General features: G+C 39.5%; 10 protein-coding genes. All 10 read right to left on the bottom strand.

Annotation, left to right across the window (positions count from 1 at the left end; translation table 11 throughout):
- Positions 1-10: 10 nt before the first annotated feature.
- Positions 11-1,549: a type VI secretion system contractile sheath large subunit gene (tssC, locus tag COW15_RS16675; protein WP_293633901.1), complete on the bottom strand. Its 1,539-nt coding sequence runs from the start codon at positions 1,547-1,549 to the stop codon at positions 11-13.
- A gap of 73 nt (positions 1,550-1,622) precedes the next feature.
- Positions 1,623-3,116 carry a type VI secretion system contractile sheath large subunit gene (tssC, locus tag COW15_RS16670; RefSeq protein WP_293633899.1) on the bottom strand — a complete coding sequence of 498 codons (1,494 nt, stop codon included), beginning with the start codon at positions 3,114-3,116 and terminating at the stop codon, positions 1,623-1,625.
- A gap of 1 nt (position 3,117) precedes the next feature.
- The gene (gene tssB, locus COW15_RS16665; protein ID WP_293633897.1) at positions 3,118-3,618 is read right to left on the bottom strand and encodes a type VI secretion system contractile sheath small subunit; all 501 of its coding nucleotides are present in this window, start codon (positions 3,616-3,618) and stop codon (positions 3,118-3,120) included.
- Between the two features lie 59 nt (positions 3,619-3,677).
- The gene (gene tssA, locus COW15_RS16660; protein WP_293633895.1) at positions 3,678-4,769 is read right to left on the bottom strand and encodes a type VI secretion system protein TssA; all 1,092 of its coding nucleotides are present in this window, start codon (positions 4,767-4,769) and stop codon (positions 3,678-3,680) included.
- A gap of 46 nt (positions 4,770-4,815) precedes the next feature.
- The gene (locus tag COW15_RS16655) at positions 4,816-5,583 is read right to left on the bottom strand and encodes a protein phosphatase 2C domain-containing protein (RefSeq protein WP_293633894.1); all 768 of its coding nucleotides are present in this window, start codon (positions 5,581-5,583) and stop codon (positions 4,816-4,818) included.
- 14 nt (positions 5,584-5,597) lie between these two features.
- Positions 5,598-6,314 carry a type VI secretion system-associated protein TagF gene (tagF, locus tag COW15_RS16650; protein WP_293633893.1) on the bottom strand — a complete coding sequence of 239 codons (717 nt, stop codon included), beginning with the start codon at positions 6,312-6,314 and terminating at the stop codon, positions 5,598-5,600.
- A complete protein-coding gene (gene tssM, locus COW15_RS16645) occupies positions 6,296-9,832 on the bottom strand; it encodes a type VI secretion system membrane subunit TssM (RefSeq protein WP_293633892.1) in 3,537 nt (1,178 codons plus the stop codon). The genes tagF and tssM overlap by 19 nt, the downstream gene beginning before the upstream one ends.
- 24 nt (positions 9,833-9,856) lie before the next feature.
- Positions 9,857-11,167 (bottom strand): type VI secretion system protein TssL, long form, encoded by a 1,311-nt coding sequence (gene tssL, locus COW15_RS16640; RefSeq protein WP_293633891.1) that lies wholly within the window; start codon positions 11,165-11,167, stop codon positions 9,857-9,859.
- Between the two features lie 39 nt (positions 11,168-11,206).
- On the bottom strand, positions 11,207-12,535 hold the full coding sequence (gene tssK / locus COW15_RS16635; protein ID WP_293633889.1) for a type VI secretion system baseplate subunit TssK: 1,329 nt from the start codon (positions 12,533-12,535) through the stop codon (positions 11,207-11,209).
- 23 nt (positions 12,536-12,558) lie between these two features.
- Positions 12,559-13,044 (bottom strand): type VI secretion system lipoprotein TssJ, encoded by a 486-nt coding sequence (gene tssJ / locus COW15_RS16630; RefSeq protein ID WP_293633887.1) that lies wholly within the window; start codon positions 13,042-13,044, stop codon positions 12,559-12,561.
- Between the last annotated feature and the right edge of the window lie 26 nt (positions 13,045-13,070).

Below are 13,070 nucleotides of genomic sequence, written 5' to 3'. Positions count from 1 at the left end.
CCTTTTACATTTAGATTGAATTTTGCTTTGGTGACAACTCAGCAACTAACCTTACAGTCGTTACCATTTGGTCCAACTGAAAATGTGGTTGCAAATGAATTATTGAATAAAACTGTCCTGGCTTACCACGTTTTTCTTTAACCTCTATCCTTGCGGCTCGCAATGGAAATCGTGCTCTAATTTCGTCGGATGCATCTTCAGTCGCAGTAGTGTATTTATGTAACCACTTTTGCATATTTTGCTCACACTCTTGTGCCGAATGATATCCACCGACCTTATCTCTCCCCATCACTTTTATATAATGGGCAAATCTCGCAACACATAAAATATACTGCAGCATTGCTGACAATCTATGATTAACATTAACGACCAATTTATTTGTTATTTTAGCCTGCTGAACAGAGGCATTATTATAAAATGCAAAAAAATCACTGTATGGAACGGCTGATAATGGAATAAATCCATTATCGGATAATTCAGCTTCAAATCGATGACTCACAAGTAAACTTACAGAAGGCTTATTAGATTTTTGATATATATCAGTCTCATACTGACATACAGGTAATCCACTTACAAGACCAAAACTATGGCTACCCGACTTAACTCCACGGATTTGACCAAACCAGCCGGATTCGCAATATGCTCGTAATAATACTGCAGCAAAAGCAAAAGCCGCATTTCCCCAAAGATAATCCTTTTCTGGTCTGGATAAATTTTCTTTAAAAACAAAGCTTTCAATTCTTGAACCGTCATCTTTATACGGGCTTCTCATTAGAACTTCAGGTAGCACAATCCCCAGAAAACGAGAATCATCCATTTCTCTTAAAGCATGCCATTTTATATATTCGATTTGTTTAAATTGATTACCAATATCTATCACTTGTCCTAATTGGGAGAAATCATCAACGCCAAATAAAGATGGATCAGCAGAACAAATAAATGGAGAAAAAGCAGCTGCAGCAGTTCGAGTCACATCTTTTAAAATATCAAGATCATTTACAGTATGCCCTGGGCGTATAATATGACTAACCCTATAATCCCCAACAATAACGCCAAACGGCTCACCACCTGGCATATCGAATTCATTGCTATATATAAGCTTAAAAAATTCACTTTGATCAAAATCAATTGCCCTTGTAACATCCTTTGAAAGCTCAGCCCAAGATAAAGAAATCAATTTAATCTTGGTCTTTTGTTCGCGATCATAAATGCCAGCCTGCTCAGTGAGGTATAAAACCCCTCTCCAACTCGCTTCTAATTCTTGCAATATTGAATGATGTAATATCTCATTAATCTGAGTGTTAATTAATTCATCAATTGCAGAAATAGACCGACATAGAGATGGAACTATATGTTCAATCTCTATGCTAGTCATATTTTCCACGTTCTCTAGCCAATATACTATTGCCAGTGCAGGATTGTCTTCTCGTAAAAAACGCGCAAGTACACCTCTGCGCGTAATATCAGAATATGTGGCACGATTTTCAATCGGATCATTTGACTCAGATAGAAAAATGTCTTCTGAGACAAAGTTAATCTCATTGAACATATGATCTCCCACATAAAAAACAAAAAATAGGACTTAACTTAAGCTAAGTCCATATCAAACTCACAAGTGAGTGCTAGCCACCGATTTGAGGGATCTTTGCAACTAATCGTAAAGATGTTGACAATTCCTCAAGTTGAAGCCAAGGCTTTAACCATGCAACCGCGTTATATGATCCTGGACGACCAGGAATTTCTTTAACTTGTACTTTCGCATCAGCTAAAGGATAACGCGCTCTGACTTCCTGTCCGCCACCTTCTGAAGCATTTACATAACTTAAGATCCAGCGATTTAACCAGACTTCAACATCTTCAGCTTCCATGAAGCTACCGATTTTATCTCTAGCTAAAACTTTCAAGTAGTGAGCGAAACGTGATGTTGCCATTAAGTATGGTAAGCGAGCTGAAATAGCCGCATTTGCCGTAGCCTCTGGGCTATCATATTTATGGGGTTTCTGAGCTGTTTGTGCACCAAAAAACACTGCATAATCCGTATTTTTATAATGACATAGAGGTAAAAACCCTAGTTTACCTAATTCGGCTTCTCGTCTATCCGTGATCCCTATTTCAGTCGGACACTTCAAATCTGGATCACCGTCATCACTCATAAAGATATGACTTGGTAAACCTTCAACTTTTCCCCCACCCTCGGCACCACGAATAGCAGTACAGAAACTATATTGAGAGAATGCATTAGTTAAACGGCTACCCAGTACATAAGCAGCATTCATCCAGCAATAATCTGCATGATCAGCAGTTATAGCGACCTTTTTAACTGGGTCTAACTCAAACTCTTCAAAACCAAATTCTTCTACTGGACATGTCGCATTACCATATGGCAAACGGCCTAATACTCGAGGCATAGTTAGCGTGACAAATCGAGAATCTTCACTCTCACGGAAAGAACGCCATTTCGTATATTCAAGAGACTCGAATATCTTCTCTAAATCACGGGGTTTAGATAATTCAGTCCACTCGTCAAATCCAAACATAGTTGGAGATGCAGATGAAAGGAAAGGACAAAAACCAGCTGCGGCGACGTTAGACATATAGGTTAATGTCTCAATATCCTCAGGATGATTGGTAAACTCATAGTCACCAATTAGTGCACCATAAGGCTCACCCCCAGGAGTACCAAACTCAGCTTCATATACTTTTTTGAATGTTTGACTTTGATCAAACTCAACAGCTTTACTTAAATCTTTATAAAGCTCTTTTTTTGTCATACTCATTAAACGAATTTTTAGCGTTGAACTTGTATCTGAATTACTGACTAAATGATTCAAACCACGCCAAGAACCTTCCAGCTTCTGAAAAGCCTCAGTATGCATAATGGCAGATAACTGGCTGGAAATTGCTTCATCAAGCCTTTCGATAGCTTCATTAAAGGTAACTGTTAAGTTTTTATTCCAAGATACAGTACCGTTAAGCGCTTCCTCCGTTAAAGTACGGATTAATTCCTCGGCTCGAGTAGCTTCCGTTTGCTTGGTTGCGCCAATGGCCATGTCCAGTAAAGAGGACGTTCCCACCTGCGCATTATCGTGTTGTTCCGCTAACGCTTCCATGCTCATATTATTTATCCTCTAAACTCAGTTCCTGCGCTAACTTCTGCAGGTCTTCATTATTGTTAAGCACTCGTTCAAGAATGTTTTCAAGCTCTTCTGACCTATCAATTTTAGTCATTAGATCACGTAGCTTATTACGAGTAGCCATCAACTTATCTAAAGGTTCGACTTGTCTAACTATCGCTGCAGGTTCAAAATCCTGCATCGATTTGAACTCAAGTTCGACTTCAAATTGGCTACCATCATTTGCGAGTTTATTATCAACTTTAAAATTTAATTTTGGATTCATTCGACGTAAAACATCATCAAAATTATCCCTATCTATTTGCACAAAGCGGCGATCTTTTAAGGGCTTCAAAGCCTCTGTATTATGACCCGCAAAATCGCCCATAACACCTACAACAAACGGCAGTTCTTTTTTAATCGAAGCTCCTTCTGTTTCGACATCATAAGTTATATGAACTCTTGGCTTCCTAACTCGTGATAATTTACTGTGAATACTTTCCATTTCTTTTCTCCTATTAAACAGAATTGCCTTGGCATAATATCACCTAGGCATGATTAACATTACTTAGTTTCAGTTATGCCGGTAAGTTTAAAATATCCATTGCGACTATTACTATCATCTATAAGCTCTTGCAATAACTCAGGTAAAGTTAAGCTACTCCAACGAATAACTTGCTCTAGCGAATAAGACATAGGCGAATGAGGTTCAGTTTTTCTAAAAAATTCTGCAGCCTGTTGTAAGCTTCTAATAACTTGTTGCCGTGTTTGTAGCTGATTACCGACAGCACCGATTGTCTGCGTTTCGTCATCAAAATTAATACCAATGCCATCGTCAATTTCAACACTAATAACTGCTAATTTATCGGCCGCAAGATATTTAACTGAATCAAGACATTTCTGTAATGCTTTGCTAATAGCTGTGGTAGGTTGTGGTTGTCCCATAACCCTATCCATATTTTTTGATAACTGTTCAAATTCATCAATAGCACTATTCAATTGCTCAACTAAGTCCCCATAGAATTCTTTTGAGGATTCAGAAACAGCTCTATTAATTTGCTCGACACTTATAACACCATTATCTGTTTTTTTCCGCTGTTTATCCTCATTTTCTCTAGACAGATCTAATGCTCGAATATATTGCCAAGTAGCATAACATCCAGAGCTGGTATCTTGAGTAATCGGAATACTCATAATTGGTGTAATTAATGCGCCATCACCATCGTAGCCATTAAGTCCAATTAATGATGCAATGCGAAATTCAATATCGTCATCATCGGGACTAGGATATAAACTATCCCAAAAATTCTCTATGATAAGGTGTGCAGTTTTAAAGCCAATGGCAAGCCCTCTGAAGCCATAAACTCGACACAATGCTTCAATTAACCAAGCAGCAAACTCTAGATCCTTTACCTCGTGCACAAGGGCATTTGGTATCTCATCAATAATCGGTCGCCAATCTCCAACTAAAGACTGAAAGTCATCTTCTTCTACCAGCAGCTTCCGTTCATTCGCTCTAGCATTGCTACGAATATCTTTTAATCGATAATACTGAGAACTTGGAGATATATCTGTGCGAGGATCGACTCCTGAAGGAGCCGACTCATTAACATCTTTTATTAGTAATGAGAAATCAATTATATCGTCATAGTCCATTGTTCATTATTCCATATCAGTTGCGAAAAAAGCCAAAAGTCAGAGTTCAACGCTTAGAATATAGCGGGATCGTTTTGGCACATTCATAATCTAAATTAGAATCAAATATACTCACTAGAATGCTCGTAACATTATCCTTCGCACCAGAAACCAAGGTTGAATGGAGTAGCGCTCTGTTAGCTTCATACACATTGTTATTGAGTAGGTAATCACCAATTTCTCTATCAGGAATTTCTTTATTCAATCCATCGGTACATAAAAGATATATATCTCCGGGACTGCAACGACCAAATATATAGTCAACCTCTATATCGGCATCAACACCGATTGCCCGCGTGATGACATTTGAAAGCTCATGATTCTCCGCATCATTCTCAGAAATTAATCCCTGTAAAATCATGTCATTAACTTGACTATGATCGCTACTAAGCTGAATGAGATTAGCAGAACGTAACAGGTAGCATCGACTATCGCCGGCCCAAAACACGTGATAGGTATCTTTACTTATAAAAAGCACAACAACAGTGGTACCAGCAGTATTACCCTCTAATGTATCTTCGCTAAAATCGCACACCGCACGATTTGCATCATACAAAGCTTGAACGATGATTTCAGCGCTAATACTTTCTTTATGTTTCAATGCAGTCTGAGTTAATACATCCATAACCAATTGACTTGCTATATCACCAGCAGCATGTCCTCCCATACCATCAGCAACAGCCCATAAACCAAATTCCGGTAATGACAAGTAGGCATCTTCATTAATTTTGCGAACAAGTCCCTTATGTGTTTGTGCATCAGATAAAAATTGCATAATTACATCCAGTACTAAGACCTAATGGTCTTAAGTTGCCAATTCCATTTCGCCCAATTTCCAGCGATCATTCCCGCAAATTGACTAATTTGGGGTAAACCAGAAGTGACAAGCATACAAGGCTCAATCTGTTCTGATCCTGCTGTCCACCAAAGACAGTATCGACCAAACTGCTGTACATAACTCTGGTGTAATAAATCTAAAAATGATATGTCTTTATTTGACTCTATCACCCATGGTTGTTTTATATTTTCCCCAGTACTACCTGATGTACTTATTTTATTCACTGGCGTCCATGGGATCTCATTTTCCTGTAATTCTTTAATCCATGCCGTTAAATTAAAATCATCGTCTAAACTTTGCAAAATTCGGTGTTCTAATTCAAAAAACCAACTCTTTTGCTCCCATGCTTGAGCTGGCGAGATATCAATAGCTGCCGCTAATGTAAATGGAAAGTTTCGCCCAACTGCATCAACACTCGGAATAACAGTGCCTATAATTGGAGACTCACCACAAACATTTGCAGAAAGAGCAAAGTGCCAAATCGGGCTTGTTAGATACGTAGGCAGCCACGACTCTCCAAGCTGCTCACGACTTACCGCCATTACAGCTTGTAACCACTCATTCCATCCATTGATAAAATCTGTCGGTAAATTTTGAGTAATAAAATCACCGTGGCTTGGAATTTTCCCATATATACCTAATTGTGGTCTCAAAGGTTGTTCGGACATTTAAATGCCTCCAATGCACCACTTAAAAATGGATTATCGACACTATCTGGCACTAGTTCGACTCTAGCCTTATTTCCTTGGACAGATAAGTAAAGAATCCCATCGTCTTTAGTTTCAGGACGCTCCTTCACCAGTTCATCCAATAATCTGAACCATGACCACTCACCTTTAAAGGTATTACTTGATAGTAAACCTGAGTTAGCAGGAGTAAAAACGAGTCGAGTCTGTAATCGATTTCTATCGCCGGGCCAAAAAAACTGCGTCATACGCGTTGGTCCATGCCTATAAGATAACTCCTGCCCATCAAGTTCAACGAGTAAGTGTGTAATATGCTTATCCAAGTAAATTGGCTTTAATCTAAAACCAATTTTTAACTTTTGAGAACCGGGCTCGAAATACATTGTTCGAATGTTTTGCGCCGCTTGAAAAGTTTTCAACACTCTATCACTCACACCAATATTCTGCTTAAAGCGCCATTGTTCGAGGTTCGTATTGGCAAATGGGCTCAAATAATCGATGAAAAATTGCTCTAATACGCCTCCATATCCGAAGAAACGTTCGAAATCCCGGAGCTTAATATCAACAGAACTATGCCTATCAAGAGGATAACGCCCATGGATCGCTTTTTGATATTCTGAAACAACATTACTTTTCCAAGCATCGTTGATGTGTTGTCGACTACCTTTAGCAAATAGTTTTGATGTGTCTGTAGAGATATTACCAAGCCAATCAGAAAAAGGAGATGGCACATCACTACGCAATCGACGTAACATAACGCTTAGTTCGCCCGCATTGTTTTCTCTTTGATTTGCAAATGCCTGCATTGCCATACCACCACTAGGTGCATATAACCGCTCTAGGTACGCATAATATTGCTGACTCGTCTGTGCAATTTGTTCCATTTGCGCACTATTAATCGCAAGAAGAGGTGCAAATGCTAACTCCACTTCATGCCCTGGCAGCTGTGTACCAAAGTCAGGAAGTTCGTCAGGAAGCAAACGTCCAATTCTTGATTTTTGTGAAGAAAACTTTGTATCGGCTACCTTTCCGGCAACATCAAGCGTCATATCCACGTTTGCAGACTCAGGCAACGACGATAGTTTTGTGTTTTGTTGGAAAGCCTTAATCAAACTTTGGATAGGCTGCTCAGGCCCGGCGAGGACTTTAGTCACATAAAGACCTTGTTCTAAATCGTCAATTTTCTGTATATCTAAATCTGCAAGTAGCTCTTTCCAGTAGTTAATATAATCACGCAAATACTTTTCCGTAACTTGCGCTGACAATACTTTTTCTACTTCTTCATCTTCTTCAGCTTTAATGTCACCATATATCCAGTTATCGGCTAATAATGCTTTTATTATCCTTCGCTTCTCAATGTTGAATACACCATGAAAACCTTGATATGTATAAAGCCCTGGTATCCCTTGTTTTAATGATTCACCACTTTTCCGAACAATAACATTTGCGCTTTCCATCCCCAACACATCTGATAATTTGAAGTCCGGAATGTTATTTTGCATTAACTCATTCTTAACTTTTTGATATGCCAGTTCTGACAAAGGCATAGTGAGCAATATATCTCGAGTTTCAGCGACTATTTTATCATCATAATTCTGGAGCTGTGCCCCATTAACAATTAATGCATTTAGATGAGATAGCAAGGAACGTCTTGTATCTGAGTTAACCTCACCAGGCAAATGTCTCTGCAAATATGCTTCATACCATGTAGTAATTTGCTCGCTCTTAAACTTTTCAGGGTGATAAAGCATTAAATATGTTTTTAACGTCTCATACAAATAATCTCGATGAGTGCTATTCGTTCTCATTTCATTTGTCAAACCATTAACGAACTCAGGTAGTAAGCTTGAATATAATGCTTTACTATAAATTATCTTCGCTGACTGTCCTAATTTATCACCTTGATATAAGCCGATATTTTTCAGTTCTCCATCGGGTAAAACACCAGCATATCCAGCAGGCATATCACGTAAAATACTCAATTGATTATTTAATGCTAATAGATCGGTGTTTGATTTAGAAGCAGCTTTGTAATGTTCAACTGATTGAGCGGCATTTTCAATCAACTGCTGATTCCAGCGATAACTGTCATACCAAGCATATAGAATCCATGTGGTGGCGATCAGGGTTAGCGCCGTAACACCATGACGTAGCCATGTATTCTTAGTTTTGTGGCGAAGATTTACAGTCGCAAGATCACGTTCTGGGATAAGAATGTTTTCAAAGAAACGATGGATAAAATATCCTTTACCTTCGCCTTTTTGCTGCCTTAATGGCGGTTCAGCTAAGCCACTGCTTCCTCCAACTTGCTGCATGATCCTATCGATAGGAATACCTTGTTGCGTTGCACTTGTAATATATACCCCGCGTAACATTGTTGATTTTTCAAAAGGGTTTTGTGAAAAAATTTCTTTGAGAAAATCATCCGCGGCACTCTGCAACAAACGAAGCTGGCGAGGAAATTCATAGATAGCACTTCGACTTTCAAGATCTCTTTCATGCTGTAAACAAGTAAATAATCGTTGATATAAACGATTAATCAGCGCGTGGAACTCTTTATTAAACTGAGAGACTGCACCCGTTTCATCCCATGTTTGGTCTGCAGAGAATGTCACTCCCCAAACTTGCTCTCTTTCTTCCGCACTTAAATCTGCAAAAAACTCAGTAAAACCCGCGACTAAATCGGCTTTTGTAAAAATAACGTACACAGGAAAGGTCATGCCTAGTTGGCTTTGAAGCTCCTGTACTCGCTGCTTAATTGCTCTAGCATGAATATTACGCTCGGTTTTAGTCTGATTGATCAGATCCGACAAACTAACAAATACGAGCACACCATTGATCGGTCTACGAGGTCGATATTTGCGCAATAAACCTAAAAATCCTTGCCATGCAGCTGAGTCCTGTGACGCATGACTATCTTGCGTAGTATATCGACCCGCAGTGTCGATTAAGACGGCTTCATTTGTGAACCACCAATCACATTGACGTGTACCACCTACACCACTGATAGGATCAATACCTAACTGCTCCATCAGCGGAAACTCTAGACCTGAATTTTGTAGTGTGGTCGTTTTACCTGAACCTGGTGCGCCAATAAGCATATACCAAGGCAATTGGTATATGTCCCTTGCACGGCTAAAGCGTGCATTCTTCAATATATCGATAGCTTTCTGCATCCGCGAAGTGAGTATTTCGATATCGCGTTTTGCTAATTCATCATGTTGCTGTTCGTCACTACTTAATAGAGATTCTACAGCTTGATTATGAGTTTTTAACTCACGGCTGCGTTTGATGAATTGAGAGATCATCCAAATCAGAGCGATTGATAATAATGTGATCAGTCGTGCACTCGTCGTCGCAAGGGGTTCTACACCTGCAATCGCAACGAGTGGTCCACCAAACCAAATCAGTAATGCTAAAGCGAGTAAACCGAGTACTGTAATAAATAATGACGACTTTATTACTCTCAGTAACATGCTAAGTATTGCTTTGAAGTTCATTAAGCTATCCCTTGCTAATACATCTTATTTCAGTAAGTCTATTTCGACACGACGATTTAAAGCCCGATTTTCAGGGGTATCATTGGGTACAACAGGTTCTGCCTCACCTCGCCCCTCGGGCTGTAAACGTCCATGTAAATCTGCTCCAGCAGCTAAACTGTCTGCCATCGCATTTGCTCTTGCTAATGAAAGGTGCCAATTTGATGGATATTTGCTTGTAAATATGGGTTGATCATCGGTATAGCCATTCACTAAAATACGGCCTTTCGTCCCTTCTAGGGCCCTAGCTATTTTCACAATAACAGGCTGGAACCCTTCATTGAGATCGGTTCCGCCCGTTGTAAAAAGATGATGAAGTCCCACCCGAATTCTCACGCGATCCGGTAACTCAATAACCTCGAGTAATTGCATGCCAATTTCTGTTTGCAGTAACTGTTGCAAACGTGCGCCTTCATGCACGGTAGAGGCTGAAACCTGAAGCGCTTGTGGCGTATTATCTACAATTAAAGAATTCATCTGCCGATTGACAGCATCAGACTGTGCATTCAGTTTATAACTTAAATACATATATGCACTGAGTAATAAAACGCCAACAAAAGAGCACATTACCCATAGGGGTATACGATTTTCTAGATGATTAACATTCTTTGCATCGGAATGCCAATGTGGTGATAAATCTCTCGGTGGTTCACCTTTTTGACTACGTATAGCCTTATAAGCACGGTCTTTTATAAGTTCTAGTTTTTCATAGCCATTCGTTTCAACTCTCATTTTCCCAATGAAGCCAAGAGATAGACAAAGATATTGCAACTCTAACTGCATTAAATTTTCTTTTGGGGAAGCGATAGCACTTTCTAAAAGCGTAAAAAAATACTCTCCACCAAATGTTTCGTTATGAAAAGTAGAAAGCAGACTCTCGGTCCCCCAATCGCTGTTTTCACCCCAGGCGGTGTTGAGTACGAGTTCATCCAAAAAACTGCATACACAGTAACGAGCCCGCTCTATTAATTCAGAGGATATTTGCTTAGCTCTCAATTGCAATTCGTACTGCTGAATTAAATAAATGCAGTGTTTCTTAAGTCCTAATACATCTTGATGTTGTTGCGTACTTCGGATTGGCGCGACTAAAGAAAACAGAAGGCCTGCCTCGTCTATTAGCACATTATCACTCACCGATAAGTACAATTGGCCACTTTGAAATGATGTTGGCGCCTTTGGTATCGCCATTTGGGTTTTATCGCTCTGATGACTAGTGTCATCACGACTTGCATTTGTGCCAACAGGATCAGCCTTTCTTGCTCCCGGTCGAGGCTTCATTATTGTCTTATCTGACATGACATACATCCCTGTAAAGAGTCTTGAAATACAAAATCATCAAGATTTAATCGCCCACAATTCCAGCTTTAATCCCGGATAATTACCAGATAGATGCAAAGCAATACCGCCACTATTACTGAGTTTTTCCCAATAAATTCCGCTCTTATCTAACTGAAAGTAATGGAAACCAGCATGATAAGGTACTTGTCTTGGCGCCACCGGTAATCCTGTAACAGCAATGCCAGGTAATTGGTTATTGACCAGTTCTCTAATATGTTCAACGGGTCCAATTTTTAATCTTGCCGGCAAGTGTTTACGCACATCATCAGCGGGTAAATCTGCACTAACGGCCAATACAAACTGCGCATACTCCAACAGAGTTTTATCCGTTAATGGAGATACCATAATGCCAAACTTAGCCTGTTCAATTGGTAACGCAATGGCTGTTTGTTCTAATACAACACTTAACGTTTGGTTTAATATCACCGATAAGTTGCCAAATACTGTGGCCAAATCAGTATGGTTATACTGCGGGAATTCAGGTGCACGCTTATCTCGGCTGGTAAAAGTCGCCAATTCTCCAAGCATGGTTATAGCATGTTGATAAAGGTATTCTGGATGCTGTCCATCACTTTGCTTTATATGCTGAAAAATCGGCTCATATCGATTAAGCACCTGTAGCATTAAAAAATCGGCTATCGAGTTGGCGTTTCCTTGCCCCCTTGAGATTCGAGCGGCCAGCGCTTCAGCACGTTGTCTCAACATGCCTAACGTCTCCTGAATAAATCCTTTTAATTCACCATTGCGTTGAATGTTAATCGTTGGTGGAATAAATTTCTTATCCAATTTAATTTCACCGTGCTCGCTAACCTCTTTTATTTTTGCAATTGGCATTGCAATATAACCACCGCGGTCTTCACTCTCGAGCTTCAGCAATAAACGCAACTGCGCAACCTGTAGTAGCTCTGCACTTTCTTCTGATAATGTGTTATCCGAAACCAATTGGTCTGAAAATTGATAGCGAGTTATTGTTGTACTATCTGCGGTTGCAATATCAACGCTATTCACCTTCTCGAAGGCCAGACAAAGAAATACCTGTTGCTCACGGCACGATTTAGGTATCTCAATAACAGATGGTATTAAGTCATTCATTGGCAACTCAAGCAATGTTCCATCAGGTAAAATTCCCTGTAATGAAGTAATACCAAACTGAGAAAATTTTGTTGCTTTGTCATCAATTTCTAATTCTGAGACTCCCCAAGGGAAAAGTGACAGCATCGCATTGCACTTTTGCTGCACATTAGAAAAGTAACGTTCTTGCTGCTGAAAGTGTTGTGGACGTAGAAACGTTCCTTCAGTCCAAGCTATCTTGCTAAAATGACTCATCTAAACAACTCCATTATGAGATATTAGCGCTTCGTTGCCGCTTCGGTGTCTCGGTCTCTGATATAGACCGCAAGTTTATCGATATAAACATATGCATCATCATATCCAGTAGGATCCGCATCGATTACTGCGTGCCAACGTGCGCCCTCTACATCCCTGTAGGCAACTAAAATCGCAACCGCTTTAGTTGTTGGTTGTAAAAACATTTCATACTCTAAGCGAGCACCAGGCTCAAAAACTAATTCATCTTTTTTAATTAAGTCCGTTCTTAATGTTTCGCTCGCATTATCATATAGTGCAAAAAAGTCCTGATTCTCAAAAACCGTTTTTGATGCCAATTCATACACATTTACAATAACCGGTGACGCTCGACCATCACTATCAGGATTGATATCGTTAGCAATACGAAAGTTCATCGTTGTTGAAGGCGGAAAGGCCGAATAAAAAGTTTGACATCCGATTAAGCTCATAGACATCACTACGGCTAGTAATGCTTTATAATTAAACATTAATTACAACTCCTTTGTTATTAATA

The sequence above is a fragment of the Shewanella sp. CG12_big_fil_rev_8_21_14_0_65_47_15 genome (genome assembly GCF_002783505.1).
Classification (GTDB): domain Bacteria; phylum Pseudomonadota; class Gammaproteobacteria; order Enterobacterales; family Shewanellaceae; genus Shewanella.
This window is presented reverse-complemented; position numbering and strand designations above follow the sequence as displayed.